This is a genomic window from Rathayibacter sp. VKM Ac-2926, from assembly GCF_022815565.1.
Classification (GTDB): domain Bacteria; phylum Actinomycetota; class Actinomycetes; order Actinomycetales; family Microbacteriaceae; genus Rathayibacter; species Rathayibacter festucae.
Map to the genome: position 1 here is coordinate 360,116 of NZ_JALGRS010000004.1, position 22,461 is coordinate 382,576.

Consider the following 22,461-nt stretch of genomic DNA (forward strand, 5'->3'; position numbering starts at 1 on the left):
AGCCCGTGACTTGGGACGACTTCTGGCGATGGTCCGAGACGCAGCTCGGCTCGAACGTCGTCGGTGGCCTCATCGTCGCGGCCGCTCTTGCGCTGATCACGTTCGTCGTCTCGAGGGTGCCGCGCTGGCGCGCACCGGTATCGGCTGGTGTGGCGAAATTGTGGCGAAAGATACCGGTTCCGTACTTGACCACGTGGGCCCGCGTACGTGTCCGAGATGCTGAACGCTTCAGACGTGCACACACAGCTGGTCGAACCGGAGCAGAAAAGGTAGCGACCGCCCGTCTCGAAGCCGCAGATAGGGCATGGACGAGGCAGTATGAGGAAGCACTGGAGACCGGGAGGCGGAACGTCGAAGCTGCAGAGGCCAATGCGCAGGCTGCTATCGATGACGCTTACCGCCGAGCACAAGCGGAAGTCTCAGACCTAGCTGGGCGGGCTGGCTACGACCAGGGCGTCGCGGAAGGCGCTGCCAAGCGGAAGCAGATCCTCGATGAGCTGTCGGCAGTCAGACAGCGGCTGGCCGAGGCTCAGGAGCGCGTCGCCGCCATCGAAGACGTGCGTGACCTTGCCCAGAAGGCAGGTTATGAACAGGGCAAAGAGGAAGCCGCGGTCGGCCGGGCGGAATTGGAAGAGCAACTCGCGAGCGCCAGAGCTGACCTCGAGAGAGAAGTGCGGGCACTTCCCCTTCCGAGGCCCAGATGGACTATCTCGGAGGATTGGACCGGAACCTTCAAGATACGAAACATGGTCGCGCGAAGCGTCGCTCGAGAGGTGCACGTCACCGGCGACTCCGACTTCATCCATGAAGACGGAGCGCACTTCGTCGACTTATCTGGGGAGAGCGATGGATACTTCTCCGGCTCCCTCACAGCTGGTGGCATCGAAGGAGGGATCCATTTCGAGCTGACGTGGTTCGACGAGAAGGGTCGACCTCAACAGGGCAGCTTTTTCACGAAGCCGTAGCTAAGTGCATGGTCTAACCCACTGTTCGCCGCGCCACCTTGCTCACGCTACTCGGATACCACTTCGCCCCTCCCCCGGCGCGCGGCACTGAGTCCCTGTTCAAGCCCTCGGCGATCGCTGCCAGGGTTGCGCCGCCTCGGCGCTCCTCGATGATCCGAGCGGCGGTCTCAGGGCTCGTCAGGACAGGTGAGCCGAGGCGCTTGCCCTTCGCCTTCGCGACGGCCAGCCCTTCCCTCGTGCGGACGCCGATCATCTGCCGTTCCCAGCGGGAGACAGCGGCCATGATGTTCGCGACCAGCTCGCCGGTCGGGGTGGTGGTGTCGATGCCGAGGTCGATCGCCACCACTCCCCACCCCTGCTTCCCTGCCGTCTCGAGTAGCCGAGCGAAGTCGGCAAGGCTTCGGCTGAGCCGGTCGAGCTTCGACACGACGAGAGCCTCGGCCTCGCCGGCTCGGAGGATCGACAGGGCACGGGTGATGCCAGGCCGGTTGATGTCCTTCCCGGACCGGCCAGCGTCCTCGATCCATTCGACGTCCCACCAGCGCTGCTCGGCTGTGGCGGCGATCGCTGCGCGCTGAGCCTCGATGCCGTACTCCTGCCCGACAGTCGAGACCCGCAGGTAGCCGACGACCCTCACTCGCGCCAGCCGATCGCGGTCGAGACGCCCTCGCGCAAGTAACCGAGCTGGCTGCCCTCAGCGATGTAGGCGACGCCTTCGACCTCGATCACGTCGGGTCGCAGGTCGTACTCCATCGGCCAGGAGGGCCGAGCAGTGAATAAAACGAGGGGATGCAATGGGAATACCGCCATCCGCGCCCCCGCACACCCCGAGTAGATGTCCGGTCTTCCTTCGGGTGCTCGCCTAGCTCGCCGTCCCGCTCGCGGCACCGGTGCCGGTGTCCGACCCGGTCCCGGAGTCCGTCCCGGTGCCGCTCCCCTGGCCGCCGAACGACCCGGGACCACCACCGCCGGGGAAGCCGCCGTCCGGCATCCCGCCCCGCTGCGACGGGTCGAATCCGCCAACGGCGGACGACCCGACCGAGTTCCCGACGGCGTAGCCGATCCCGAAGCCGCCGCCCAGCAGCAGCAGACCGGCGAGGACGGCGAGCGCGATCCAGCGGACGCGGCGCCGTCGCCAGAGCGGCTGACGCGGCTGCGCGGGCTCCGACGCGCTCGGTGCCGCAGTCCCCGCCGTCGGCGGCGGCCACTCCGCCGTCCCCGGTGCCTGGTTCTCGATCGTGCTGCTCATGCTGCGCCTCCGGCTCTCGTGCGCACCCGGCCGGGTGCACGATCGACAGTGCCGTCGCCGCCTATGCCCCGGGCAAGAACCGCTGATCGATCCCCGAAGAGCCGTGCCCCGCCGCGCACTCTCCCGAGCGCCGTGGAACGACGAAGGGAGCCGGACCCCTCGGTCACGGCTCCCTCCGGCTCCGCAGAGCTGCTCGGCGGTGAGGCGCTACGCCGTCTTCGGCCGCGCGAACTCGTCGTACGGCAGCGTGATCGGCCGGGTGCGCGGCGGCATCCGCAGCACGGAGTCGAGGGCCGGGCCGAGGGCCTCGCGCCAGGCGCCGTAGCCGGCCTCGTTGAGGTGCAGGCCGTCGGGCGAGTACTGCTCGAGCAGGGCGCCGTCCTCGCCGGCGAGCACCGGAAACAGGTCGAGGTAGCCGGCGTGCGCCGTGGGCGCGAACTGCCACAGGTGGCGGTTGACCTCGCGGATCTGCGCGCCGAACTCGCGGGCGCGCGGCAGGATCGAGGTCACCAGGATCCGCACGTCGGGGAGGTCGCGGCGGAAGGTCGCGACGATGGTCTCGATGTTGCGCACGATGTGCTCGGTCGTGCGGTGGTAGGCCAGGTCGTTCGTCCCGACCAGCAGGACCACCGTGTCGGGCGCCCCCTCGACGAGCCCGGGCAGCCGCTCCACGACGTCGTCGCTGGTCGCTCCGCCGATGCCCTCGTCGACGACCGTCGACGCGGTCAACCACTCGTCCCAGGACCCGCCCTGGATGATGCTGTCGCCGATGAAGGCGACCTTTCCCAGCTGGAGATCGCGCCCCGCGTCCGTGTCCGATCGTTCGCTCATCGTGCTCCTCTCGTTCGCGTCCGAGGCGGCGTCGCCGCCCGCGGACCCCTCCATTGTCACCGCTGCGCCCCGCGCCCACCAGGGGAGCGCTCCTCGCCGGCGTCGGCGAGGTCGGTCGCGGTGGCCGTGATGCGGTTGGCCATCCCGTTGAAGATCACGCCGTGGAAGGGCAGCACGGCGAACCAGTAGAGCCGCCCGCCGAGACCCTGCGGGAAGAAGACGGCGCGCTGGGTGTACACGGATCCGCCGTCCTCGCCGGGCTCCGCGCGCATCTCCAGCCAGGCACCGCCGGGCACCTTCATCTCCGCGCGCAGGCGGAGCAGCGTCGGCCGCTCGATCGCCTCGACGCGCCAGAAGTCCAGGGCGTCGCCCGCGTGCAGCCGCTCGGAGTCGCGGCGCCCGCGCTGCAGGCCCACTCCCCCGACGAGCTTGTCCATCCAGCCGCGGATCGCCCAGGCCAGCGGGAACGAGTACCAGCCGTTGGTGCCGCCGATGCCCTCGATGACCCGCCAGAGCTTCGCCGGGTCGGCGTCCGTCCGGCGCACCTTGAGGTCGACGTAGACCGTGTGGCCGGCCCACTCCGGGTCGCTCGGCAGCGGGTCGCTGGGGGCGCCGACGACCTCGGCGTTCTGCCAGCTGGTCTCGATCTCGCCCGCCTGCATCTTGCCCAGTGCGAGCCGGACCGAGCGGCGGTACGGCGTCAGCCCGCCCTCGGGGTCCGGGATCAGCCCGCGGATGTCGTCCTCGCGCACCACGCAGTCGTACTGCAGCGAGGCGATGATCGGCACCGCGAGCGAGCGCGGGATCGGCGTCACCAGGTTGACCCACTGCGAGGCGAGCCACGGCGTGAACACCGGCAGCGAGGCGATCGGCCGCTGCGCGAGCCCCGCCTCGACCGCGTAGCCGTTCATCATCTGGCCGTAGCGGAGGACGTCCGGCCCGCCGATGTCGAAGGTGCGGTTCAGCGTCGCGTCCTCGAGCGCGGCGGCGCCGAGCAGGTAGTGCAGCACGTCGCGGACGGCGATCGGCTGGATGAAGTTGCGCACCCACTGCGGCGCGGGCATGTACGGCAGGACGTCGGTGAGGTGGCGCACCATCTCGAACGAGGTGGAGCCGGAGCCGATGATGACGCCGGCCTGCAGCGCGATCGTCGGCACGCCCGAGGCCATCAGGATGCGGCCCACCTCGGCCCGCGAGCGCAGGTGCGGCGAGAGCTTCTCGACGTCCGGGTGCAGGCCGCCGAGGTAGACGATCCGGTCGACGCCGGCCGCGAGCGCGGCCTCGGCGACGTTCATGGCGGCGCGGCTCTCGACCTGCTCGAAGCGCGCGTGGTCGGCGCCCGAGCCCATCGAGTGCACGAGGTAGTAGAGGACGTCGACGCCCTCGAACGCGGCCGCCAGCGACTCCGGGTCGCTGAGATCGCCCTGCGCCACCTCGACCTCCTCGGCCCACGGGACCTCGGCGAGCTTCCGCGGGTCGCGGACCAGCACGCGGACCCGGTAGCCGGCCTCGAGCAGGCGCGGGGTGAGGCGGCCGCCGATGTAGCCGGTCGCTCCGGTGACGAGCGCCAGCGGGCGCGACGGGTCCGAGGGGCGCGACGGGGCGGGTGAGGATTCGCTCATGCGAGCCACGGTACGCCGCCGCCCCTGGGCGCTCTCCCGCTGGTGCGCCGCTCCGGCCACTGCTAGGACCGCCGGAGCCGCCCCCGCGGACTCCGGAGGCGTCAGCCGGCCGGTCGCTCCGCGCCGAGGATCGTGCGGACCTTCTCGACGTCGTCGTTCATCTGCCGGATCAGCGGCTCGACGCCCTCGTACGCCACCTGGCCGCGGATGCGCGAGACGAAGGCCACGTCGACGACGCGGTCGTAGAGGTCGATCGTCTCGTCCAGCAGGTAGGCCTCGACCTGCTTGGGCGGCACGCCGACGAAGGTCGGGTTGCTGCCGACCGAGATCGCGGCCGGGTAGCTGCGGCCCTCGGTGACGAAGCGGCCGGCGTAGACGCCGTCGGCGGGGATCAGCCCCTGCGACTCGGGCGAGAGGTTCGCGGTCGGGAAGCCGAGCTCGCGGCCGCGCTTGGCGCCGTGCACGACGACGCCGCGCACTACCGGCTCGTGGCCGAGCAGCCAGGTCGCGTGCTCGACGTCGCCCTCGGCGAGCAGCTCGCGGATCCAGGTGGAGGAGACGCGGCGGCCGTGCTCCGGCCGCACGTCGTCGATCAGCTCGACCTCGAAGCCGTGGGTCTCGCCGAGCGCCCGCAGCATCGCGACGTCGCCGGCGCCGTGGGCACCGAAGCGGAAGTCCGAGCCGACCAGCACCACGCGCGCCTCCAGGGCGTCGACGAGCACCTGCTGCACGAACTCCTCGGCCGTGAGCGAGCGGAACCGCTCGTCGAACGCCAGGAGCAGCGTCGCGTCGATCCCCGTCCCGGCCAGCAGCTCGAGCTTCTGCTCGTTGCCGACCAGGGCCGGCGGGCACTTCTCCGGGGCGATCACGCTGAGCGGATTCCGGTCGAAGGTGACGACGACCGCGGCCAGACCACGCTCGCGGGCCCGCGCGTGCAGGGTGTCGATCACGGCCCGGTGGCCGGTGTGCACGCCGTCGAACTTGCCGATGGTGACGGCGGACGGGCCGATGCCGGTGAGGTCGGCGGGGCGCTGCTCGACGCGCATCAGGCCGCCGTTCCCGCGGAGGAGCGCCGGCCCTGCACCCGCAGCCACCAGAGCCCGAGCACCGGAAGTACCAGCGGGATGAGCAGGTAGCCCGCGCCGAACGCCGCCCAGACCGTCGACTGCCGGCCGAACGGATCCGCGCTCGAGAGCCCGAGCAGCTGCGGGGCCAGCACGCTGATCGCGCCGACGACGAGCACGCCGACCAGCTCGAAGGTGATGGTCACGAAGGCGATGCGCTGCCAGACCCGGCCGGGCGCCACGAGGGCGATGGTCGCGAGGATGTAGACGACGGCCGAGAGCGCCGAGAGCGAGAACGCGAGCGGCGCCTCGTCGAAGCGGTCGATGATCTGGAAGACCGAGCGGCCCGTCGCGGCGAGCGCGAGGATGCCGTAGACGACGACGAGGAGGCTGCCGATCCCCCGGGATCGCGCCGAGCGGGCGGGTCGCTGATCGGGGTGTGGCAGAGCTGGGTCCTGGGCCGCCCGTCCGGGCGCATCGCTGGGTTGGTTCGACATCGCAGGGTCAATGGTAGGCGCTCGCTGCGCCCTCTCCCCCTCGGCCGGGGATCGGGAGCGTCAGGCGGCCTGGAAGAACCAGATCTGGTGCATCCGGTAGACCATCACGGCGATCGCGAGGCAGACGACGCCGAGGATGACCGTGCTCCACCGGCTGCGCTCGATCAGCGCCCAGAAGCCGGCGGCGAGCGGCAGGATCAGCGCCGAGACCAGGTAGATGTAGAACTCGGGCAGGCTGCCCGAGGGCCGGTTGCCGACCAGGGGCGAGACGATCGCGACGGCGAGCTGGACGATCAGCAGCAGCTCGACGATCGCGGTGGCCCCGACCGTGACGTCGGAGGGGCGCCGGCCGATCATCCCGAGCACCAGGCAGAGCAAGCCCGCCGCGACAGCGATGCCGACCTGGAGGGTGGTGAACCAATCGATCACGACGTCGCCACCCGGAGCTCCTCGGTGGGGAAGTTGACGACGCTCTTCAGCGCGGCGCCGCGGCGCTCGGCGAGGCCGACCAGGCGCTCCCCCGGACCGACGGCGGCGAGCAGGCCCTTGGCCCCCGCGAACGCCTCGGGCACCGGGATCCGCTTGCCGTTCGCGAGGTCGACCGCCTCGCCTGCGTCCAGGTGCAGCAGTGGGAACAGCTCGCCCGCGACAGCGGTCGGCGTGAGCAGGGCGGCGGGGACGTCGAGCTCGTCGATGACGCCGGCCCCGGCGACCCGGAACGGGCCGACGGCCGTGCGGCGGAGCACGGTGAGGTGCCCGCCGACGCCGAGCGCGGCGCCGAGGTCGCGCGCGAGCGCGCGGATGTAGGTGCCGGAGGAGCAGGTGACGCGGACGTCGAGGTCGAGGAAGCCGTCGGCCTCCCGGCGCTCGAGGACGTCGAAGGCGCTCACGGTGACGGGACGCGCCGGAAGCACGACCTCCTCGCCGTCGCGCACCCGGGCGTAGGCGCGCCGGCCGTCCACCTTGATGGCGCTGACGGCGCTCGGGATCTGCTCGATCGCGCCGGTGAGGGTCGCCACGACGGCGTCGACCGCCTCGGCGGTGAGCGCCGCCACCGCGCCGGGCTCGGCGGTCGTGAGCGTCTCGCCCTCGCGGTCGTCGGTGCTCGTCGCGGCGCCGAGGCGGATCGTCGCCTCGTACTCCTTGTCGAGGCCGACCAGGTAGGTGAGGAGCCGGGTCGAGGGCCCCAGGCCCAGGATCATCAGCCCGGTCGCCATCGGATCGAGCGTCCCGGCGTGCCCGACCTTGCGCGTCCCGGCGCGGCGGCGGGTCCGCGAGACGAGGTCGTGGCTGGTGATCCCGCCCGGCTTGTCCAGCAGGAGGATCCCGTTCGGAGCCGCCGCAGAAGGGCTGGGAGTCTCGAGCACGGGTGCGAGGATACACGCGCAGTTCGGGAGTCGGCCCCGCGGAGCCCGCGCCCGGCACGGCCGCCGCCCGCCGCGGTTCTAGGCTGTCCGGATGAGGATCGCCGTACTCGGAGCGGGCGCCGTCGGCGGCACCGTCGCCGCTCTCCTGGACCGCGCAGGACACGACGTCGAGGTGACCGCCCGGGGCGAGAACCTCACGGCGATCCGGCGGCAGGGCCTCCGCCTCGACGGCGCCTGGGGCGAGCACACCGCCTGGGTGCGCTGCGGCGAGACGCTCGACCTCGTTCCCGATCTGGCCGTGCTCTGCACGAAGGCGCAGGACGCCGAGGACGCGCTCCGCGCCAACCGCCGCACGGTCGACGGCACGCTCCTCGTCGTGGTCCAGAACGGGCTCGACGGCCTCGACGCCGCCGCCCGCCAGGTCCGCGACGCCCGCCTCGTCGGCGCGCTCGCCCTCTTCGCGGCCAGCCACCTCGAGCCCGGCCGCGTCACGGTGACCGCCCCGGCGACGACGACCCTCGGCGTCCCCGGACGCCCCGCCGACGACGACGTCCGCCGGGCCGCCGCGATCCTCGGCGAGGCGGTGCCCACGGCCACCACCGACGACTTCCTCGGGGCGCAGTGGACGAAGCTGCTGATCAACGAGGTCAACGCGCTGCCCGCGATCACCGGGCTCTCCGTGCAGGAGACGATCGCGCACCCGGGCCTGCGCCGGCTGCTCGCGCGGGCCATGCGGGAGGCGGCGCGGACCGGCCTGGCCGCCGGCGTCCGCTTCGGTGCGCTGCAGGGGCTCACCGCCGCCCGGATCCGCGCGCTCGCGGCCGCGCCGCTGCCGGTCGTCGAGCTGCTGCCGCGGCGGATGGCGACCCGGATGGGCGACGTGCCGAACCCCGGGTCCACGCTGCAGAGCGTGCGGCGCGGAGTCCCGAGCGAGATCGACCATCTGGCCGGCGCCGTCGTCCGCACGGCGCACCGCCTCGGGCGCGAGGCGCCGGTCAACCAGCTGCTCGTCGAGCTCGTGCACGAGGTCGAGCGCTCGGGCACGTTCCTGCCCGCGGACGACGTGGTCCGGCGGGCGTCCTCCGTCTAGCGGAGGAGACCGGGACGACTCAGCAGGAGTCGGCGAAGAGCCGGCGCGGGTGCTCCGGGTCGCGGACGTCCACCAGGATCCCCGCGATCCGCTTCGGATCCGTGCTCGCCCGGTAGGCCTCGTCGACGGGCGGTTCCTGGGTGTCGAGCCGGATCGACGTGCTCCACGCTCCGCGGAGCTCGGGACGCAGGGCGAACGGCCCGTCGACGAGCAGCACGGCGTCGCGGCCGGCGGTGCGCCAGCGCGCCTGCCGCGCCTCGTCGCGCACGCCGTCGTAGCCGGCCAGGACGAAGCCGGTGCTGCCGCCCAGCTTGAACGGATCGAGCAGCACCCGGCGCAGCAGCTCGTAGTCGTAGCCCGCGAGGTAGGCGCGCTGCGCCTCCGGGATCGACGGATCCTCCCGCTCGGCCCGGGGACGGCGGAAGTCGGCGAGGTGGGCGACCACCGTGTCCCGGCCCGCCCGGCGCATCGCCTCGGCCAGCGCGAGCGCGAACGCGCCGGACACCTCCGGGTCGTCGCCGTCGATCCCGACCGCCACGCGGCCGTGCCCGTAGTTGTGCAGCACCTCCGCCGCGAGAGCGTCGAGCACATCGGCCTTCTGCGGAGCCCACTTGGTCATTCGCCCACGATACGCGGGACGGCCTAGGGTGACCTGATGCCCACCGGATCGACGCCCGCCGCATCGATGCCCGCACTCTCCGCCGCGATCGTCGACTGGTTCCGCGAGAACGCCCGCGACCTGCCCTGGCGCCGCGAGGGCTTCCCCGCCTGGGGCACCCTCGTCAGCGAGTTCATGCTCCAGCAGACGCCGGTCGTCCGGGTGATCCCGCGACTCGCCGAGTGGCTCGAGCGCTGGCCGACCCCGGCCGATCTGGCGGCCGTCCCTCCGGGTGAGGCGGTGCGCGCCTGGCAGTCGCTCGGCTACCCGCGCCGGGCGCTGCGCCTGCACGCCTGCGCCGTCGCGATCACCGAGCAGCACGGCGGCGTCGTCCCGCACGACGTCGACACGCTCCTCGCCCTCCCCGGCATCGGCGACTACACCGCGCGCGCGATCGCCGTCTTCTCCTTCGGCCACCGTCACCCCGTCGTCGACACCAACATCCGGCGGGTGATCGCCCGCGCGATCGACGGCGCGGCCGAGCCCGGCCCGCCGCGCGCGAAGGCCGACCTCGCCGCGATGGAGGCGCTCCTCCCCGACGACCTCGCCGACGCCGCCGCCTTCAACGCGGGCGCGATGGAGCTCGGCGCGATCGTCTGCACCGCCCGCGCTCCCCGCTGCGACGCCTGCCCGATCCGGGACGCCTGCGCCTGGCGGGCCGCCGGCTACCCGGCCTACGACGGCCCGGTCAAGGCGCGACAGAAGAAGTACGAGGGCTCCGACCGGCAGGTGCGCGGCCTGATCCTCGCCGAGCTCCGCGCCGCGCACGGCCCGGTGACCGCCGCCGAGATCGCCTCCCTCTGGCCGGACGCCGAGCAGCGCGACCGCGCCCTCGCCGGCCTCCTCGCCGACGGCCTGGCCACAGGCGCGCCGGAGGACGGCTACCTGCTCCCCCACTCCTGAGCGGCGCTCCGGTGTCGGACGGGGCGGGTAGCGTGGCGCCGTGACCGGTCGCCGACTCCGACTCCCCCGCCCCGACGCCGAGCTCGACAGCGCGCTCGCCGCCGTCCGCACCGCGAACGACCTGCCGGGCGCCTACCCGCCCGACGCCCTCGCCGAGGCCGAGCAGGCCGACCGCACGGCCGACGACGCAGGCCGGATCGACCTCACGGGCGTCCCTTTCGTCACGATCGACCCGCCCGGCTCCCTCGACCTCGACCAGGCGGTGCACCTCGAGCGGCGGTCCTCCGGAGTCGTGCTCCGCTACGCCATCGCCGACGTGCCCGCCGTCGTCCGCCCCGGCGGCGCCCTCGACGCAGAGACCCGCCGCCGCGGCCAGACCTACTACCTCCCCGACGGCCGCGTCCCGCTGCACCCGCCGGTCCTCTCCGAGGGCACCGCCTCGCTGCTCCCCGACCTCGAGCGCCGCGCCCTGGTCTGGACCCTCGAGCTCGACGACGCCGCCGAGCCGCGGGCGGTCCGCCTCGAACGAGCCCTGGTCCGCAGCACGGCCCGCCTCGACTACGCCGGCGTCCAGCGCACCGTCGACGCGGGCGACCCGCACCCCTCGATCGCGCTCCTCCCCTGGTTCGGCGCCGAGCGCCTCGCCCGCGAGGCCGAGCGCGGCGGAGCGAGCCTCGCCCTCCCCGAGGAGGAGATCGTCGCCGTCGACGGCGGCTACCGGATCGAGCGCCGGGCACCCCTCCCCTCGGAGGGCTGGAACGCCCAGGTCTCGCTGCTCACCGGCATGGCGGCCGCGACGATGATGCTCGACGCGGGGGTCGGCATCCTCCGCACCATGCCCGCGGCCGATGAGGACACCGTCGCCGCCTTCCGCGCCCGCACCGAGGCCCTCGGCGTCCCCTGGGGCGCCGACGAGCTCTACGGCGCCTACCTCCGCCGCCTCGACACCGCCGACCCCGCCCAGCTCGCGATCATGTCGGCCGCGGCGACGCTCTTCCGCGGAGCCGGCTACACCGCCTTCGACGGCGCCGCCCCGGAGCAGCCCGAGCAGTCCGCCCTCGCCGCCTCGTACGCGCACGTCACGGCCCCGCTCCGCCGCCTGGTCGACCGCTTCGGCCTGGCCACCTGCCTCGCGATCTCGACCGGAGCGGAGCTCCCGGCCTGGCTCCGCACGGCCCTGCCCGAGCTGCCCGCGCTGATGACCGCGAGCGACCGCCGCTCCGGAGCCGCCTCCCGCGCCGCCACCGCCGTCGTCGAGGCCGCGATCCTCCGCGGCCGCGAGGGCACCTCCTTCGAGGGCGTCGTCGTCTCCTCCGCGAGGACCCGCTCGCAGGTCCAGCTGCTCGACCCGGAGATGACCGTCGACGTCCCGGTGCCGCAGACGCCGGGAGCCCGTGTCGTCGTCGTCCTGGAATCGGTCGACGTCGCCACGGGCTCCGCGGTGTTCAGGCCTGCTGCCTAGTCCTCGTCCTCGTCCTCGCGCGGCTTCACGTAGGGGTCCGCGTCGCCGGCGTAGTCCGCCTTCGCGGCGAGCGACTGCACCTGGGTGTCCTGGTTGCGCGCCGTCGCGAGGAGGTCCTCGATGTGCTTCGCGTTCTCCGGGATCGCGTCGAGGATGAACTCGAGCGACGGCGTCAGCCGCGCCGTGATGTTCTTGCCGACCTCCGTGCGGAGCATGCCGGTCGCCGCCTTAAGGGCGAGCGCCGAGTCGGCGCGCTCCTCGTCGGTGCCGTAGACCGTGTAGAACACGGAGGCGTGCTGCAGGTCACCGGTCACCTGCACGTCGGTGATGGTGACGAAGCCGAGTCGGGGGTCGCGGAGTCCGCGCTCGAGCCGCTTGGCGACGATCACCTGAATCCGTTCGGCGAGCTTCCTCGCCCGTGCCGGATCTGCCATGGCTGGTCCTCATCTCTCTCGACGAACCGTTCGGCTCGCCATCTAACCACTCCCCGGCAGTCCTGCCGGTCGTCTTGCTGGGGGCTTGCCCTCGCGAGCTCACCCCAGGTCTTCGTGCTGGCTGCAGCGCGGCTGCGCCGGCGCGGGTGGGGTGCCTCGCCGCGGCTCCTTCCCGCGCGGCTGCGCCGCGCCCGCCAGACCCGAGCCAGGAGCCGCGACGAGACACCCCACCCGCACCTCCCGTCCGTACAGGCGGAAGTCCGTACTCCCGGTCCCCCTCCCGCGCAGGCGCCCCACCCGACGTGCTGGTGCAGGTACCCGACGCGACGTGCCCCGAAGGACCGGACCGCTCCCGCGACTTCTGTCGAGTCGATCCTCCCGCAGGGAGGGAGGCCACTCCTGCCCTCGCGCGACAGGCTCGGGTCTGGCGGGCGGGCCGCAGGCCCGCGGGAAGTCGCGCGAGGGCAGGAGTGGCCTCCCGATCCCTCGTCGGACCAGCGGCCGAAAGCCGGAAGCCCAGGACCCCAGGAACGCCGGAAGGCCCGGGCGGACCCGGGCCTTCCAGTGAGCATCAGGGTCAGCCTCGCGGCTTCTCCTTCATCTCGATCGTCTCGATCTCGTCGCCGATCTGGATGTCGTTGTACTTGCCGAGACCGATACCGGCCTCGTAGTCCGTACGGACCTCCGTGACGTCGTCCTTGAAGCGACGCAGCGACTCGATGGCGAGGTTGTCCCCGACGACGACGCCGTCGCGGATGACGCGCGCCTTCGAGTTGCGGGTGATCGTGCCGGAGCGGACGATGACACCCGCGATGTTGCCGACCTTGGAGGAGCGGAACACCTCGCGGATCTCGGCGACACCGGACTGGACCTCCTCGTACTCGGGCTTGAGCATGCCCGTGAGCGAGTTCTCGACCTCTTCGATCGCGTTGTAGATGACCGAGTAGAAGCGGATGTCCACTCCCTCTCGAGCAGCGCGCTCGCGGGCCTTCGGGTCGGGGCGGACGTTGAAGCCCACGATGATCGCGTTGTCGATCGTCGCGAGGTTGACGTCGGACTCCGTGATCGCACCGACGCCGCGGTGGATGATGCGCAGCTGCACCGAGTCGTCGACCTCGATCTTGACGAGCGACTCCTCCAGCGCCTCGACGGCACCGGACACGTCGCCCTTGATGATGAGGTTGAGCGACTCGACCTTGCCCTCCTCGAGAGCACGGGTGAAGTCCTCGAGCGAGATGCGCTTGCGGGCCTTGGCCAGCAGGGCGTTGCGCTGAGCGGCTTCGCGCTTCTCGGCGATCTGGCGGGCGGTGCGGTCCTCCTCGGTGACGAGGAAGGTGTCGCCGGCGCGGGGCACGGACGAGAGTCCCTGCACCTGCACCGGTCGCGACGGCACTGCCTCGAGCACGGCGACGCCGTTCTCGTCGGCCATCGCACGGACGCGGCCGTAGGCCGTTCCCGCGACGATCGCGTCGCCGACGCGCAGCGTTCCCGACTGGATGAGGACCGTCGCGACGGCACCGCGTCCCTTGTCGAGCTTGGCCTCGATCGCGACTCCGCGGGCCTCCTTGTCGGGATTGGCGCGCAGGTCGAGACCGGCGTCCGCGGTGAGCAGCACGGCGTCCAGGAGGTCCTGGATGCCGGTGTTCGCGCGGGCCGACACGTCGACGAACATGACGTCTCCGCCGTACTCCTCGGCGACGAGGCCGAACTCGGTCAGCTGCTGGCGCACCTTGGCCGGGTTGGCGTCGGGCTTGTCCACCTTGTTGACCGCGACCACGATCGGCACGTTGGCCGCCTGGGCGTGGTTCAGAGCCTCGATGGTCTGCGGCATGATGCCGTCGTCCGCCGCGACCACGAGGATCGCGATGTCCGTGACCTGGGCACCGCGGGCTCGCATGGCGGTGAACGCCTCGTGACCCGGGGTGTCGATGAAGGTGATCGGGCGCTCGATGCCCTCGTGCTCCGCGACGACCTGGTACGCACCGATGTGCTGCGTGATGCCGCCCGCCTCGCCGGCGACGACGTTGGCGTTGCGGATCGCGTCGAGCAGGCGCGTCTTTCCGTGGTCGACGTGACCCATGACGGTGACGACGGGGGGACGGATCTGGAGGTCCTCGTCCGTCTCGTCCTCGAGCTCCTGCTCGAGGTCGAGGCCGAAGCCCTCGAGGAGCTCCTTGTCCTCGTCCTCGGGCGAGACGACCTGGATCTTGAAGCCGAGCTCACCGCCGAGCACCTCGAAGGTGGCCTCGTCGAGCGACTCGGTCGCCGTCGCCATCTCGCCGAGGGCGAAGAGGACGGTGACCAGGTTGCCGGGGGGCACCGGCACGCCGGTCATGGCCTCGATCTTGTCGGCGAAGTCCGAGATCGACGCGCCACGGCGCAGACGGATGACCGTCTTGCCGTCGCCGCGGGGGACGCTGACGCCGCCGAGCGACGGGGCCTCCCTGAGCTCGAACTCCTGACGCTTCGTGCGCTTCGACTTGCGGGCCTTGCTCTTGCCGCCACCGCGACCGAAGGCACCAGCGGTACCACCGCCGGGGCCGCGACCGCGACCGCCGCCGCCACCGGGACGAGGGGCGAAGCCGCCGCCCGCTCCGGGAGCGCCGCCGGGGCGCTGGAAGCCGCCGCCGGCCGGACGGCCGGGGCCGCCGGGACGACCGGCTCCGCCACCGGGACCGCCGGGACGCTGGCCGAAGCCGGCGGGGCGCTGGCCCATGCCGGGTCCGCCGGGTCGGGGCGCACCGGGGCGGGGGGCCGCGGGACGGGGGATGTTGCTGGGCGTCGGGCGCGAGCCCATGCCCTGCGAGCTGGCGAACGGGTTGTTGCCCGGGCGCGGGGGCGTCGCGGGACGCTGGCCCATGCCCTGGTTGCTCGCGAAGGGGTTGTTCCCCGGACGCGGGGCGCCACCGGGACGGCTGGAGCCGCCGGGAGCGGAGCTGCTGCCGCCGGACTTCGGCGGGGCTGCCGCCGGGGCCGGACGCGGGGTCGCCGGCTTCGGCCCGCCGGGGGTGGCGGGCGAGGCGGCGGGGGTCGCTGCGGCGGGCTTCTCGGCCGCGGGCGCCGGAGCGGCGGCCTCGGTCGGAGCCGGAGCGGCGGGGGCGTTCGCAGCGGCCTGGGCGCGAGCCGCGGCCGCGGCCTCCTGGGCGGCCTGAGCGGCAGCCTGACGCTCGGCGACCGACATCGGCGGAGCCGGCGCCGGAGCGGGCGGCTTGGCCGGGCCGGGCATCGGCGCGGAGGGGCGGGCACCCGAGGGGCGGGGAGCCCCAGGACGGGCGGTGCCGGCGGTGGGCGCCGACGGGGTCGACGATGCACCCGTGCTCGCGCTGCCCTGGAGGGCCTGGCGGAGCTTGCGGGCGACGGGGGGTTCGATGCTGGAGGACGGTCCCTTGACGAACTCGCCCAGTTCTTTCAACTTCGCAAGTGCGACCTTGCTGTCGACGCCGAGTTCGGCGGCGATCTCGTGCACGCGTGGTTTAGCCACTTCTCTCCTGTCTCGGACCTGCGCCCAAGACGGGGCAGGCCATCACAAACGGACGGATCTCATTTCGAGCCGCTCATCAGTCGTTGCTCATGATCAGTTCACGGGCCGTTCTGCCTGTTCTCTCTGCGGTGTGATCGTTCGCCTGGCCGGTTCCTCAGGGTGAGGAGCCGAGCCGGTCAGGTCACGGGTGACGTACTGCTCCACGGCGCTCGCGTCCACGCTCTCGCGCGTCCGGAACGCCCTGCTGAACGCGCGGCGCTTCACCGCGAGCTCGTAGCAGTCGTACGCGTCGTGCAGCCACGCTCCCCGCCCAGCACGGACACCCCGCGGATCTACCACGAGGACGTTCGAGGGGAGGACGAGCCTCAGAAGTGAGGCCCTTGGGGCGCGCAGACGGCAGCCGACGCACGTTCTGACGGGTTCCACTGTACTCCCTCGTTCCCGGGAGCGCCTCCCCGCACCGCCGACAGCGGGGATCACTCCCCGTCCATCACCGAATCGGGCTGGATGTCGATCTTGGCGCCGGTGAGCTTGGCGGCGAGTCGGGCGTTCTGGCCCTCCTTGCCGATCGCGAGCGAGAGCTGGTAGTCCGGCACGAGGGCGCGGACGGCCTTGAGGCTCTGGTCGATCACGAAGGCGCTGGTCACCTTGGCGGGCGAGAGCGCGCTGGCGACGAAGGTCGGCAGGTCGGAGGAGTAGTCGACGATGTCGATCTTCTCGTTGTTGAGCTCCGCGGTCACCGCGCGGACGCGCTGGCCGAGCTCGCCGATGCAGGCGCCCTTGGCGTTGACGCCCGGCTCGGTCGCCCGCACGGCGATCTTGGTGCGGTGGCCGGCCTCGCGGGCCAGCGAGACGATCTCGACGACGCCGGAGGCGATCTCCGGGACCTCGAGGGCGAAGAGCTTGCGGACGAGCGACGGGTGCGTCCGCGAGACCTGGACCGACGGGCCCTTCGGGCCGCGGCTGACGCTCGTCACGTAGACGCGGATGCGGCGGCCGTGACTGTAGTCCTCGCCGGGCACCTGCTCCTCGGGCGAGAGGATCGCCTCGATCGAGCCGAGGTCGACGTGGATCATCTTCGGGTTGGGGCCCTGCTGGATGACGCCGGCGACGATGTCGCCCTCGCGGCCCTTGAACTCGCCGAGGACCTTCTCGTCGCCGATGTCGCGCAGCCGCTGGTTGATGACCTGCTTGGCGGCGAAGGCCGCGATGCGGCCGAAGTCGCGCGGCGAGTCCTCGGACTCGCCGACGACGGCGCCCTCCTCGTCGATCTCGGGCACGAACACGCTGACGTGCCCGGTCTTGCGGTCGAGATGCACGCGGGCGTCCACGGCGGTGGCCTTGTCGGCGTCGTCCGCCTGGCCGATGTGCTTGAGGTAGGCGGTGAGGATCGCCTGCTCGATGATCTGCACGAGCTCCTCGAAGGGGATCTCGCGCTCGCGCTCCAGCAGGCGCAGAACGCTCAGGTCGATGTCCATGGGCGGGCCTTTCTCTCTATTCACTTGGGGCGTGGCGGCGCAGCGCGACCACGTCGAAAACCGGTCCGGCGCCGGCGGCGCCACGGCAGGAGCCGGGCCCGCGCGTCGGGACCATTGAGCATAACCGACCGCGCTGAGGGCGGACGGGACGGAGGGACCGGAGGCGCTCAGGCTCCGAGGCGGGCGAGCGCCTCGGCGGCGGGCAGCTGCTCGCGCTCGCCGGTGCGCCGATCCCAGAGCTCGACGATGCCGTCGGCGGCGCTGCGGCCGGCGATGACGATCAGCGGCACGCCGATCAGCTCGGCGTCGCCGAATTTGACGCCCGGCGAGACCTTGGGCCGGTCGTCGATCAGCACGTCGCGGCCCGCGGCCTCGAGCGAGGCGCCGACCGACTCCGCGAGCGCGAGCGCCGCCGGGTCCTTGCCGGTCGCGATCACGTGCACGTCGAACGGTGCGACGTTCTCGGGCCAGATCAGCCCGCGGTCGTCGTGGTTGCTCTCGGCGATGATCGCGAGGATCCGGGTCACGCCGATGCCGTAGGAGCCCATGGTGACGGTGACGAGCTTGCCGTTCTCGTCGAGGACCTTGAGGCCGAGCACGTCCGCGTACTTGCGGCCGAGCTGGAAGACGTGGCCGATCTCCATGCCGCGGGCGGTCTCGATCGGGCCGGAGCCGTCGGGAGCGGGGTCGCCGCTGCGGACGTCGGCCACCTCGACGACGCCGTCGCCGGAGAAGTCGCGGCCGGCGACGAGGTCGAGCACGTGCTTCCCGGCGGTGTTCGCTCCGGTGATCCAGGAGGTGCCCTCGACGACGCGGGGGTCGAGCAGGAAGCGGATGCCGCTCGCGGACTCCTCCCCCAGGACGGCGCCCTCGGCCGACCACGGGCCGATGTAGCCCTTGACCAGCGCGGGGTGCTTCGCGAAGTCCTCCTCGGTCGCGGCCTCGACCTCGGCGGGGGCGAAGGCGACCTCGGCACGCTTGAGGTCGACGTCCCGGTCGCCGGGCAGCCCGACGACGACGAGCTCGCGGGTCCCGTCGAGCGCGGTGAGCGCGAGGACGACGTTCTTGAGCGTGTCGCCGGCGGTCCAGGCGCGGCCGTCGGCGCGCGGCTCCTGGGCGTTGGCGAGGTCGACGAGCGACTGGATGGTCGGGGTGCCGGGCGAGTCGAAGACGCGCGCCTCGGCGAGCCCGTCCACGGGCAGCGCCTCGGGCACGGGGGTCCGGTACGCCTCGACGTTGGCCGCGTAGCCGCCGGCCGAGCGCACGAAGGTGTCCTCGCCGACCGGAGTCGGGTGCAGGAACTCCTCGCTGCGCGATCCGCCCATCGCGCCGGCGTCCGCCTGCACGATCACGTACTCGAGGCCGAGCCGCGCGAAGATCCGCTCGTACGCGTCGCGCTGCACCTGGTAGCTCGCGTCGAGACCGGCGTCGGTGTAGTCGAAGGAGTAGGCGTCCTTCATGGTGAACTCGCGACCGCGCAGGAGGCCGGCGCGGGGGCGCGCCTCATCGCGGTACTTGTCCTGGATCTGGTAGAGCGAGAGCGGCAGGTCCTTGTAGGACGAGTAGAGGTCCTTCACCAGGAGGGTGAAGAACTCCTCGTGGGTCGGCGCCAGCATGTAGTCCGCGTCCTTGCGGTCCTTCAGGCGGAAGACGCCGTCGCCGTACTCGGTCCAGCGGCCGGAGAGCTCGTAGGGCTCGCGGGGCAGCAGCCCGGGGAAGTGGACCTCCTGCGCGCCGGCGGCCGCCATCTCGGCGTGGATGATCGCCTCGATGCGGCGCTTGACCTTGAGACCGAGGGGCAGCCAGGCGAAGACGCCGGGGGCCTGACGGCGGATGTAGCCGGCCCGGACCAGGAGGCGGTGGCTCGCGACCTCGGCGTCGGCCGGATCCTCTCGGAGGGTGCGGACGAACAGGTGCGAGAGACGGGTAACCACGAGGGACGATCCTATCCGGAGTCCGCGGCGGGGTGTCCCGCGCGGTCCGGGGTGGCGGCGGACCGGGCGGGTGCCGGTCCACCGCCCGCGGTCACTTCGAGACGACGACCACCGGGGAGCCGGTCGAGGTGTCGTCGGCGGGCATCTCGGCGGCCAGGCGGTTGGCCTCCTCGATGAGCGTCTTGACGATCTCGGACTCGGGGACGGTCTTGATGACCTCGCCCTTGACGAAGATCTGGCCCTTGCCGTTGCCGGAGGCGACGCCGAGGTCGGCCTCCCGGGCCTCGCCCGGTCCGTTGACGACGCAGCCCATGACGGCCACGCGGAGCGGGACGCTCATGCCCTCGAGGCCGGCGGTCACGTCGTTCGCGAGCGTGTAGACGTCGACCTGCGCACGGCCGCAGCTCGGGCAGGAGACGATCTCGAGCTTCCGCTCGCGGAGGTTGAGCGACTGCAGGATCTGCAGGCCGACCTTGACCTCCTGCGCGGGCGGCGCGGAGAGCGAGACGCGGATGGTGTCGCCGATGCCCTCGCCGAGCAGGATGCCGAACGCCGTCGCCGACTTGATCGTGCCCTGGAACTCGGGGCCGGCCTCGGTGACGCCGAGGTGCAGCGGCCAGTCGCCGCGCTCGGCGAGCTGGCGGTAGGCCTGGACCATGATCACCGGGTCGTTGTGCTTGACCGAGATCTTGAAGTCGTGGAAGTCGTGCTCCTCGAAGAGGCTCGCCTCCCAGACGGCGCTCTCGACGAGCGCCTCGGGGGTGGCCTTGCCGTACTTCTGCAGCAGGCTGGGCTCGAGCGAGCCCGCGTTGACGCCGATGCGGATGGAGACGCCCGCGGCCTTGGCGGCGGCGGCGATCTTGCCGACCTGGTCGTCGAACTTGCGGATGTTGCCCGGGTTCACCCGGACGGCCGCGCAGCCCGCGTCGATCGCGGCGTAGACGTAGTTCGGCTGGAAGTGGATGTCCGCGATGACGGGGATCTGGCTCTTCTTCGCGATGATCGGCAGCGCCTCCGCGTCGTCGCGGCTCGGCACGGCGACGCGCACGATGTCGCAGCCGGAGGCGGTGAGCTCGGCGATCTGCTGGAGCGTCGCGTTGATGTTCGTGGTCGGCGTCGTGCACATCGACTGCACGCTGACCGGGGCGTCGCCGCCGACCAGCACCTTCCCGACCTTGATCTGACGGGTCTTCCGGCGGGGGGCGAGGGTCACGGGGACCTTGGGCAAACCCAGATTCACAGCAGGCACGAGCCCCATCGTACGCGCGCCGCACGGCCGGACGCCGCCGCTCCCCCGGTTCCCAGGTCCCGCCGATCTCCACCGCCCGCGCCGGCCCTGCCTCCCCGAGCGAGCGACCCGCCGACGTCCGATCCGCAGGCGATCCCCCGCCCGCCACGCGTCCACACCTGTCCCCTCGACTCCCCCCGGCCCCCTCGCCTGCAGATCAGACCGACCTCTCGCGGCGAGCCGTGCAGGGACCGGCGCGCCACCTCCAAGGCGAACGCGCGAATCGCGTGCCAGCGATTCGCGCTAGCCGACCGCAACCCGCTCCTCCCAACCCCACCCGTCGCAAAGCCGACCGCGGCGAGCCGGGCAGGGACCGGCGCCACCTCCAAGGCGAACGCGCGAATCGCGTGCCAGCGATTCGCGCTAGCCGACCGCAACCCGCTCCTCTCAACACCACCCGTCGCAAAGCCGACTGCGACGAGCCGGGCAGGGACCGGCTCGCAAGACAGCTCAGAACAGCGTGATCGGCTTCACGATGTCGGCGTAGATCAGCAGCGCGCTCATTCCGCCGAGCAGCAGGACGACGGCGTAGGTGAGCGGGAGGAGCTTGGCGATGTCGACGGGGCCGGGGTCGCGGCGGCCGAAGAGCTTGGCGATGCGGCGGCGCAGGCCCTCCCAGAGGGCGCCGGCGATGTGGCCGCCGTCCATCGGGAGGAGGGGGACGAGGTTGAAGACGAAGAGCGCGACGTTGAGGGAGGCGAGGACGCCGACCATCGTCTGCACCTTGGAGACGACGGGCAGCTGGTCGGAGGCGGCGATCTCGCCGGCGATGCGGCCGACGCCGACGACGCTGATCGGGCCGTTCGCGTCACGGGCCTCGGTCCCGAAGGCGGCCTGCGCGACGTCGATGAGGCGCTGCGGCAGGTTGAGGATGACCCCCGCGACGCTCCTGATGTTCTCGCCGACGGTGCCGGGGACCGCGGTGATCGGCTGCTGCACGAGGGCCTGGGTCGGCGAGATGCCGATGAAGCCGACGGTCTGCGTCTCGACCGCGCCGGAGGAGTCGAGCACCGCGTTGCCCGCGGCGTCGGTGACGGCCACCTCGTTCTCGGCCGGGGTGATCGTCAGGGTGAGGGGCTGCCCGTTGCGCTCGACGGCGACGCTGAGCGGCACGCCGGCGGACGCGCGGATGATCGGGGTGAGGTCGTTCCAGGAGGAGACCGACGTGCCGTCGATCGCCGTGATGGTGTCTCCGGGCAGGATGCCGGCGGCGGCGCCGGGCGCGAGCGGGTCGTCGGCTGAGCAGCTCTCGGTGGTGGTGTCGCTCGCCGGGACCACGCACTGCGAGACCGTGGAGATGGTCGAGGTGTTCTGGGCGACGCCGATGCCGCAGAGCAGCACCGCGAAGAGGACGGTGGCGATCACGAGGTTCATGAACGGGCCGCCGAACATCACGATGACGCGCTTCCAGACCGCGAGCCGGTAGAAGGCGCGATGGTCCTCGCCCTCGCCGATGGTCTCGGCGCTGGCGGCGCGGGCCTCGTCGATCATGGTCGCGTAGCCGCCGCGGCGGGGCTCGGGGTCGGGCGCCGACTCGTTGCCGTTCAGTCCGTTGAAGAAGCCCGTGCTCGACTCGCCGACGCGGTCGCCCGGGTGCTTGGGCGGGTACATCCCGATCATCGCGATGTAGCCGCCGAGCGGCAGCGCCTTGACGCCGTACTCCGTCTCGCCGCGGCGGACGGAGAAGACCGTCCGGCCGAAGCCGATCATGTACTGCGTGACCTTGACCCCGAAGAGCTTCGCCGGAACGAGGTGCCCGACCTCGTGCAGCGCGATCGACAGGGCGACGCCCACGGCGATGATGACGACGCCGAGGACGAAGAGCAGCACGGATTCCACTCGGTCACTGTAGGCCGCGGGGTGGACCCTCGGCTGGAGAGGCGCTGGAGGATCGCGATGAGGGCGCGATCAGCGCGTCGAGGTCGGCGACGCGATCGAGCTGCTCTCGCGCCCGGAGCGCGCCGTGCCGCCGACCTGCGGCCCTCCATCGAGAGCGCGCTCGCCTGAGGGCGGACCGCCGGACCGGCTCAGCCATGCTGATCGAGTAGGCCGCGGAGCGGGCGTATCGAGCGGAGGGGGCGCCTTCGGCGCCAGTGCAGGGCGGGGAAAGGATCTTGTGGCTGGCTCGTTGTGGTTGG

At 72.3% G+C, this 22,461-nt stretch carries 20 protein-coding genes; 4 read left to right on the top strand and 16 right to left on the bottom strand.

What is annotated here, in order from left to right; genetic code table 11:
• Nucleotides 1-5 precede the first annotated feature (5 nt).
• Complete coding sequence (locus MT351_RS07895; RefSeq protein ID WP_132435726.1) at nt 6-965, top strand: hypothetical protein; 960 nt, start codon at nt 6-8, stop codon at nt 963-965.
• A 13-nt stretch (nt 966-978) separates the two neighbouring features.
• On the opposite strand, the gene MT351_RS07900 is transcribed toward MT351_RS07895, so the two are convergent.
• The 8 genes from MT351_RS07900 to truB all read right to left on the bottom strand — a co-directional run bounded on the left by MT351_RS07900 (nt 979) and on the right by truB (nt 7,595).
• The gene (locus tag MT351_RS07900; RefSeq protein WP_207901625.1) at nt 979-1,602 is read right to left on the bottom strand and encodes a recombinase family protein; all 624 of its coding nucleotides are present in this window, start codon (nt 1,600-1,602) and stop codon (nt 979-981) included.
• 225 nt (nt 1,603-1,827) lie between these two features.
• On the bottom strand, nt 1,828-2,214 hold the full coding sequence (locus MT351_RS07905) for a hypothetical protein (RefSeq protein ID WP_123735384.1): 387 nt from the start codon (nt 2,212-2,214) through the stop codon (nt 1,828-1,830).
• A gap of 207 nt (nt 2,215-2,421) precedes the next feature.
• Nucleotides 2,422-3,045: a GDSL-type esterase/lipase family protein gene (locus tag MT351_RS07910; RefSeq protein WP_243581828.1), complete on the bottom strand. Its 624-nt coding sequence runs from the start codon at nt 3,043-3,045 to the stop codon at nt 2,422-2,424.
• Nucleotides 3,046-3,101: 56 nt separating this feature from the next.
• Nucleotides 3,102-4,667, bottom strand: a complete 1,566-nt coding sequence (locus tag MT351_RS07915; RefSeq protein WP_243581829.1) for an SDR family oxidoreductase — start codon at nt 4,665-4,667, stop codon at nt 3,102-3,104.
• A gap of 101 nt (nt 4,668-4,768) precedes the next feature.
• Nucleotides 4,769-5,713 (bottom strand): bifunctional riboflavin kinase/FAD synthetase, encoded by a 945-nt coding sequence (locus MT351_RS07920; protein WP_133961693.1) that lies wholly within the window; start codon nt 5,711-5,713, stop codon nt 4,769-4,771.
• Nucleotides 5,713-6,228, bottom strand: a complete 516-nt coding sequence (locus MT351_RS07925) for a hypothetical protein (protein ID WP_243581830.1) — start codon at nt 6,226-6,228, stop codon at nt 5,713-5,715. Before MT351_RS07925 ends, MT351_RS07920 begins: the two co-directional genes overlap by 1 nt.
• A 60-nt stretch (nt 6,229-6,288) precedes the next feature.
• Complete coding sequence (locus MT351_RS07930; protein WP_123735382.1) at nt 6,289-6,657, bottom strand: hypothetical protein; 369 nt, start codon at nt 6,655-6,657, stop codon at nt 6,289-6,291.
• Nucleotides 6,654-7,595, bottom strand: a complete 942-nt coding sequence (gene truB / locus MT351_RS07935; RefSeq protein ID WP_243581831.1) for a tRNA pseudouridine(55) synthase TruB — start codon at nt 7,593-7,595, stop codon at nt 6,654-6,656. The genes MT351_RS07930 and truB overlap by 4 nt, the downstream gene beginning before the upstream one ends.
• Nucleotides 7,596-7,686: 91 nt before the next feature.
• Here truB and MT351_RS07940 point away from each other — a divergent pair, with 91 nt between their 5' ends.
• Nucleotides 7,687-8,685 (top strand): ketopantoate reductase family protein, encoded by a 999-nt coding sequence (locus tag MT351_RS07940; RefSeq protein WP_243581832.1) that lies wholly within the window; start codon nt 7,687-7,689, stop codon nt 8,683-8,685.
• 19 nt (nt 8,686-8,704) lie between these two features.
• On the opposite strand, the gene MT351_RS07945 is transcribed toward MT351_RS07940, so the two are convergent.
• Nucleotides 8,705-9,304: a hypothetical protein gene (locus MT351_RS07945; RefSeq protein WP_123445537.1), complete on the bottom strand. Its 600-nt coding sequence runs from the start codon at nt 9,302-9,304 to the stop codon at nt 8,705-8,707.
• Between the two features lie 66 nt (nt 9,305-9,370).
• On the opposite strand from MT351_RS07945, the gene MT351_RS07950 reads away from it, so the two are divergent.
• Together MT351_RS07950 and MT351_RS07955 are read left to right on the top strand one after the other, a co-directional pair.
• Nucleotides 9,371-10,246, top strand: a complete 876-nt coding sequence (locus MT351_RS07950) for an A/G-specific adenine glycosylase (RefSeq protein WP_243581851.1) — start codon at nt 9,371-9,373, stop codon at nt 10,244-10,246.
• 40 nt (nt 10,247-10,286) lie between these two features.
• The gene (locus tag MT351_RS07955; protein WP_243581833.1) at nt 10,287-11,708 is read left to right on the top strand and encodes a ribonuclease catalytic domain-containing protein; all 1,422 of its coding nucleotides are present in this window, start codon (nt 10,287-10,289) and stop codon (nt 11,706-11,708) included.
• Here the strand turns inward: MT351_RS07955 and rbfA are convergent.
• From rbfA to MT351_RS07990, 7 genes are all read right to left on the bottom strand, one after another.
• Nucleotides 11,705-12,142 carry a 30S ribosome-binding factor RbfA gene (gene rbfA, locus MT351_RS07960; protein WP_123445535.1) on the bottom strand — a complete coding sequence of 146 codons (438 nt, stop codon included), beginning with the start codon at nt 12,140-12,142 and terminating at the stop codon, nt 11,705-11,707. The genes MT351_RS07955 and rbfA overlap by 4 nt on opposite strands.
• A gap of 577 nt (nt 12,143-12,719) precedes the next feature.
• Nucleotides 12,720-15,623: a translation initiation factor IF-2 gene (gene infB, locus MT351_RS07965; RefSeq protein WP_123445533.1), complete on the bottom strand. Its 2,904-nt coding sequence runs from the start codon at nt 15,621-15,623 to the stop codon at nt 12,720-12,722.
• Nucleotides 15,624-15,716: 93 nt separating this feature from the next.
• Nucleotides 15,717-16,103, bottom strand: a complete 387-nt coding sequence (locus tag MT351_RS07970) for a YlxR family protein (RefSeq protein WP_308197497.1) — start codon at nt 16,101-16,103, stop codon at nt 15,717-15,719.
• A complete protein-coding gene (gene nusA / locus MT351_RS07975; RefSeq protein ID WP_123445531.1) occupies nt 16,100-17,101 on the bottom strand; it encodes a transcription termination factor NusA in 1,002 nt (333 codons plus the stop codon). The genes MT351_RS07970 and nusA overlap by 4 nt, the downstream gene beginning before the upstream one ends.
• A gap of 167 nt (nt 17,102-17,268) precedes the next feature.
• The gene (locus tag MT351_RS07980) at nt 17,269-19,035 is read right to left on the bottom strand and encodes a proline--tRNA ligase (protein ID WP_123735377.1); all 1,767 of its coding nucleotides are present in this window, start codon (nt 19,033-19,035) and stop codon (nt 17,269-17,271) included.
• Between the two features lie 91 nt (nt 19,036-19,126).
• Complete coding sequence (gene ispG, locus MT351_RS07985) at nt 19,127-20,284, bottom strand: flavodoxin-dependent (E)-4-hydroxy-3-methylbut-2-enyl-diphosphate synthase (RefSeq protein ID WP_123445529.1); 1,158 nt, start codon at nt 20,282-20,284, stop codon at nt 19,127-19,129.
• A 489-nt stretch (nt 20,285-20,773) separates the two neighbouring features.
• Entirely contained in the window at nt 20,774-22,162 is a 1,389-nt protein-coding gene (locus tag MT351_RS07990) for an RIP metalloprotease (RefSeq protein ID WP_243581834.1), read from the bottom strand.
• Nucleotides 22,163-22,461 lie beyond the last annotated feature (299 nt).

Excerpts from the sequence above, each read along its gene's own strand:
- MT351_RS07905 (WP_123735384.1), bottom strand. The coding sequence starts at position 2,214 with ATGAGCAGCACGATCGAGAACCAGGCACCGGGGACGGCGGAGTGGCCG.
- MT351_RS07910 (WP_243581828.1), bottom strand. The coding sequence starts at position 3,045 with ATGAGCGAACGATCGGACACGGACGCGGGGCGCGATCTCCAGCTGGGA.
- MT351_RS07945 (WP_123445537.1), bottom strand. The coding sequence starts at position 9,304 with ATGACCAAGTGGGCTCCGCAGAAGGCCGATGTGCTCGACGCTCTCGCG.
- MT351_RS07940 (WP_243581832.1), top strand. The coding sequence starts at position 7,687 with ATGAGGATCGCCGTACTCGGAGCGGGCGCCGTCGGCGGCACCGTCGCC.
- rbfA (WP_123445535.1), bottom strand. The coding sequence starts at position 12,142 with ATGGCAGATCCGGCACGGGCGAGGAAGCTCGCCGAACGGATTCAGGTG.
- MT351_RS07915 (WP_243581829.1), bottom strand. The coding sequence starts at position 4,667 with ATGAGCGAATCCTCACCCGCCCCGTCGCGCCCCTCGGACCCGTCGCGC.
- MT351_RS07925 (WP_243581830.1), bottom strand. The coding sequence starts at position 6,228 with ATGTCGAACCAACCCAGCGATGCGCCCGGACGGGCGGCCCAGGACCCA.
- MT351_RS07920 (WP_133961693.1), bottom strand. The coding sequence starts at position 5,713 with ATGCGCGTCGAGCAGCGCCCCGCCGACCTCACCGGCATCGGCCCGTCC.
- MT351_RS07950 (WP_243581851.1), top strand. The coding sequence starts at position 9,371 with ATGCCCGCACTCTCCGCCGCGATCGTCGACTGGTTCCGCGAGAACGCC.
- nusA (WP_123445531.1), bottom strand. The coding sequence starts at position 17,101 with ATGGACATCGACCTGAGCGTTCTGCGCCTGCTGGAGCGCGAGCGCGAG.